This window comes from Geomonas sp. (genome assembly GCF_056994735.1).
Genome location: NZ_JBXKJL010000218.1, coordinates 1 through 3,520 on the forward strand (window position 1 = coordinate 1; position 3,520 = coordinate 3,520).

At 61.1% G+C, this 3,520-nt stretch carries 4 protein-coding genes; all 4 read right to left on the bottom strand.

What is annotated here, in order from left to right; translation table 11 throughout:
- Positions 1-179: DUF4124 domain-containing protein (locus AC11W3_RS09420; RefSeq protein ID WP_484092909.1), on the bottom strand; the 179-nt coding region annotated here is incomplete at its 3' end.
- Between the two features lie 132 nt (positions 180-311).
- Complete coding sequence (locus AC11W3_RS09425; protein WP_484088525.1) at positions 312-656, bottom strand: histidine triad nucleotide-binding protein; 345 nt, start codon at positions 654-656, stop codon at positions 312-314.
- A 124-nt stretch (positions 657-780) separates the two neighbouring features.
- Positions 781-1,524 carry a TlyA family RNA methyltransferase gene (locus AC11W3_RS09430; protein WP_484088524.1) on the bottom strand — a complete coding sequence of 248 codons (744 nt, stop codon included), beginning with the start codon at positions 1,522-1,524 and terminating at the stop codon, positions 781-783.
- Between the two features lie 60 nt (positions 1,525-1,584).
- A complete protein-coding gene (locus AC11W3_RS09435) occupies positions 1,585-3,426 on the bottom strand; it encodes a UbiD family decarboxylase (RefSeq protein ID WP_484088523.1) in 1,842 nt (613 codons plus the stop codon).
- Positions 3,427-3,520 lie beyond the last annotated feature (94 nt).

The following is a 3,520-nucleotide window of genomic DNA, read 5'->3' on the forward strand; positions in this document are numbered from 1 at the left end:
CCCCCCAGTACCTTGACCTTTTTCCGGTATTTGCCGGGAACCTTCCCGAGGTCGTCGGTGAAATGGACCGCGCCTTGCTTATCGGTCCATTCATAGGTCTGGGCCAAGGCTGACAGCGGGTAAAGCAGGAGCAACGCGAAAAGCAGTTTCTTCATTTCTTTCTCCTTCCAAAGGAACATCAGCTGCTGTGAAAGTACCGGTACACGACGTAGATAACCTCAGGCGAAGCCTGCCGAGCCTGGACGAGGATGCTCCCTCTCCGCGGGTGCCGCAAGCCCTCACCACCCCCCCGCCCGGAGGGAGAGGGAGTTCTACCCTGGAGGCCAGGCGAACTTGCGACCGGCGAGGAGGTGAAAGTGAATATGGAACACCGATTGGCCGGCATTGTGATTGGTGTTGTTTACCAGGCGGAAGCCATCCTCCGCCACTCCGCGCTCACGGGCAAGCGACGCCGCCACGCGGTGAACGCTTCCGATCAGCTGATCGTTCTCCGGCGACAACTCCAAGGCGTTCGCCACGTGCTTCTTCGGAATGATCAGGATATGGATCGGCGCCACAGGATTGATGTCCTCGATGGCAAAGAGGGCATCATCCTCGTAAACCTTCCTGACCGGGATGGTGCCATCCGCCATTTTGCAGAACAGACAGTCAGACATATAACCCCTCCTTTAATGATCTTTACGACTCATAATCAAATTCCCCCTGGAGGGAGGAGGCAAGGGAGTGCGGGAAACCTTCGGCACTGCCCGAAGCCCGCCCCTTGTCCTTGCCAACAGCTAGCTAGTCTACAACTTTTTTCCGAAGATGGATCAGAAATTCCTTGTTCCCCTTTGGTCCGAGGATGGGAGATTCACAGACATCCAGTACCAGGAGCCCGAGGGTCTCGGCAAGCGCCGTGATGGAGGCCACCACTTCCTGGTGCTTCTTCTCGTCCCGCACCACGCCCCCCTTCCCCACCTGCCCGCGTCCCACCTCGAACTGCGGCTTGATCAGGGCGACGATGGTCCCGCCGTCCTTGATCAGGCGAAGCGTCTGGGGAAGCACCTTATCGAGCGAAATGAAAGAGGCATCTATAACCGCGATGTCGGGGACTTCAGGAAGCCCCTCCGGTTCCAGATAACGGATATTGGTCTTCTCGAGGTTCACGACCCTCGGGTCCTCGCGCAGCTTCCAGGCCAGCTGGCCGTAGCCGACATCGACGGCGATCACCCCGCGAGCGCCCCTCTGCAGCAGGCAGTCGGTGAATCCGCCAGTGGAGGCACCGACATCCATGGCCAGAAGTCCTTCGACATTTAGTGCGAAGGCATCGAGCCCCTTGGCGAGTTTGAGTCCTCCGCGGCTGACGTAAGGCAGAGGCTCGCCCTTCAGGCGGATCTCCGCCTCGACGTCCACCATCAGCCCCGCCTTGTCCGCCAGGTGATCTCCCACCACTACCTGCCCCGCCATGATCAATGCCTTCGCCCGCTCCCGTGAAGGAGCCAGCCCCCGCTCCATGACGAGCTTGTCGAGCCTCTCTTTTGCCACTACGACCTCTCGTTTCTCATAAATCTGCGGGCGAATGATGATTCGCCCCCAATTCTGTACTCAATACAGCCCGTGCAGCGGGCCACCGGGGGCGGCAAGCCGATCAACCCTGCGCTCCACGGCCGGATCCTCGATCAGAGGCGGCGCATGGTGCGGCTTGACACGCGCGTCGATGATCAGCGGTCCTTCGCACCCCCACTGCTTGCAGCTCATGGACGCGCCGACGCCGTAGATGTCGGCTGCCGGATCGGAGCGGGTGAAGGTCACCCAGAGGAAATTGTTGAGGGTGGCCGCGGCAAACCTGCTGTCATCACAGACAACTATCAGCGGCAGAGAGTCCAGGGCTCCCACCCCTTCCAGGCACCGGCAAAGGCTCTCCATCTGCGGGTCGGCCTCTCCCTTGCGGACCAGGCAGGGCGGGCCCTGCACCGCGACGATGCCGGGGAGGCAGACCGCGGGGGCGGAGAAGCCATCCGGCAGCCTGAACTGCGAGGGGATCTCCGTACCGAGCGTCCGGCGCTTTTCTCCGATGGCGGCAAAAACAACTTTGGAGCCGCTGTTGAGGGCGCCACCCGAATAGTCGAGGGTATCCATAGTCGTGGCGGTCTGGAAATGCAGGTCGCGGCGGAAATCGATCCGCTCCAGCACGTGCCCCAAGAAGGCGGGAATATCATGAATGTCCAGCTGCGGCGCATCCTCATGGGAAGCGATCATCAGGTACTTGGCAAGCGAGAGCTGCCCCTGACCCAGGATGGCATTGGCGATGGTCAGGAGCTCCTGCGGCGTCCGCCGCTCCCCGTACGGGACATAACGCTCGCTCCCCACCGCCAAAAGGAGCGGATGAACGCCGGCCGCATCGACTGCATGCACGGCACGGACCCCGGGGACCACTGTCGGAATAAGAGGGCCGGTCAGCTCATGAATGAAGGCCCCGAAGGAGGTATCCTCCTGCGGCGGCCGCCCTACCGTGGTGAAGGGCCAGATTGCGCCGTCACGATGAAAGACCTCCTCGACCTTCAGCACCGGGAAATCGTGAGCCAGGCTGTAATAACCGAAATGGTCGCCGAACGGCCCCTCGGGCAGCGTCCTTTGCGGATCGATAGTCCCGGTGATGCAGAAATCCGCCTCGGCCGGAATCGGCAGCGAATCAGGGCGCGTGACCATCTCGATGCGATGACCGGCCAGGAGCCCGGCGAAGGAGATCTCGGGCATCCCCTCCGGAAGGGGCATCACCGCGGCTACCGTCATGGCCGGAGCTCCCCCGACGAAGATGTTGACCTTGAAGGGAGCCCCCCGATCCAGAGCCTCCGCGTGGTGGAATCCGATCCCGCGGTGGATCTGGTAGTGGACGCCGACCTCGGCGTTAGGTGCGTACTGTCCGCCGGAGAGCTGCACGCGGTACATCCCGAGGTTCGCATGACGCAGCCCCGGGTGAAGGACGCTCTCCGAGTAGACCTGCGGCAACGTGATGAAAGCCCCGCCGTCATCGGGCCACGATTTCAGCTGGGGGAGTTTTTCGATGGTGGTCCTGTTACCCAGGACAGGTCCATCCTCAACGGTCTTGGGCAAGAGGTGCCAGGCGGCGGGCACAGCGGTGAAGAGCGAGGCCGGTTCCTTCAGCAGCGACCTGGGGTCTATCTTCAGCTGCACCAGGCGTTCGACGGCCTTCAGGGTGTCCCGGAAGATATACCTGGTTCGCTCCAGGGTGCCGAAGAGGTTGCCCAGCATCGGGAAAGAGCATCCCTTCACCCTGGTGAAGAGGAGAGCCGGTCCCCCGGCCTGGTAGACACGTCGCTGGATCGAGCCTATCTCCAGGTTGCCGGAGACTTCCTGGTCTATTCTTATCAAGGCGCCGGTGCGTTCAAGATCGGCTACACAAGATTGAAGGTTCCTATATCCCAACCGAGCCCCCTGCAGATGAATTAGTCAAACCTTTCGATAAATACTTACTCTCGGTAACCAAGTCAATATAAAAGGCCGATTGCTCTCCTTACCG

Excerpts from the sequence above, each read along its gene's own strand:
- AC11W3_RS09425 (WP_484088525.1), bottom strand. The coding sequence starts at position 656 with ATGTCTGACTGTCTGTTCTGCAAAATGGCGGATGGCACCATCCCGGTC.